The 1,358-nt window shown below is 44.1% G+C and carries 1 protein-coding gene and 1 pseudogene; both read left to right on the top strand.

Features of this window, described 5'->3' with window-relative positions; translation table 11 throughout:
• Positions 1-780, top strand: a 780-nt coding sequence (locus tag ACS8FD_RS14700) for a S16 family serine protease (RefSeq protein ID WP_439276400.1), incomplete at its 5' end; no start/stop codon positions are given.
• Positions 781-1,011: 231 nt separating this feature from the next.
• A pseudogene (locus tag ACS8FD_RS14695) lies at positions 1,012-1,358 on the top strand (WYL domain-containing protein); the annotation flags it as partial.

Below are 1,358 nucleotides of genomic sequence, written 5' to 3'. Positions count from 1 at the left end.
GTCAGCTATGCTGATAGTGAGTTTGGCATGCCAGCACGTCTTACTGCTTTGATTCAACCCAACATTGGTACTGGTGAGATTCTCGATATCGAGCGTGATGTCGATTTGGGCGGTAGTTTACATGCTAAAGGTATGTTGATTATGACCAGCTATTTGCGTGCGCTATTTAGCCAACATCATGCGCTAAATTTTAGTGCCTCCCTAGCCTTTGAACAAAGCTACGCTCATATTGATGGCGATAGTGCGACAGTCAGTGAAGCTTGTGCGCTCCTCTCAGCTTTAGCGAATGTACCTATCAACCAATCCTCTGCTATTACAGGCTCTATGAATCAGTTGGGTGAGGTGCAGGCCGTCGGCGGCATAAATGCCAAAATTGCAGGATTTTTTGATGCTTGTCGCGAGCAAGGTATGACAGGTCAACAAGGGGTAGTAATACCAATGGCCAATGTCAGCCAATTGATGTTGCGAGACGATATTATTGCTGCGGTCAAGGCAGGCAGCTTTTCTATTTATGGCGTGCATACAATTAGTGAAGCCTTGACACTGATGACATGCTTGCCTATCGATACAATGAATAAAAAAGGTCGTTATCGTAAAGATACTTTATTTGGTAAAGTCTTGCGCCGATTGATGATATGGGACGACAATCAAGATACAGGTGAGCCTATTGAAGAAAAAGAATCTAAAAAGAAAGCCAACAAGAAACGTAAATCTAAACGTCGTAAGAAAAAGGATAAACAAAAACAGCGTAAAAGCGAGAACGCTGATGACGGTCAATGATGACGCAAACCGAGTATCGTCCTCTTCGGCAATCATTTGCATTCATACTTTGTGTTAAAACTCTTTCGCTAAAATCATTCAGAAGATTGCTGGATGACAATCTTCAAAAGCCAAACTTAAACCTTCTAGACGCTTAAGCTATTTTCTGCGATGATAAACGTCTTTTATGCCAAGCAGGCTATGTTTTAACATGTTACTGTTTATGACAGACTCTATATAGGTTATCTCTCAATGACTGCGCAAAACGCTAACGCAACAGAACTCTCTACCTCTAACGCTCCTGATGAGCAGACAGTACAGCCTGTTTTATCAGCTACCGAAGAAACGGAGAATGTAGCGAACGATACAGCGGCTAGCCGTCATGGAGCGGCGACTACTGCGCGGCAATGGCAAGTGTTGTCACAGCTCCAGCGCAACCGCTGGGTGGGCACGACACATATTTATGAGCAGCTCAAGCTTGCTGGGTTCGATATCAGCTTACGTACAGTACAAAGAGATTTGAACGCTTTGGCCAAACGTTTTCCAATTGAAAAAAATAATGCCAACCCGCAAGGCTGGCGCTGGAAAGACGACGCTCC

The sequence above is a fragment of the Psychrobacter sp. 1U2 genome (assembly GCF_051847575.1).
Note: the sequence above shows the minus strand (reverse complement) of the source record. Positions and strands in the feature narration are given on the sequence as shown.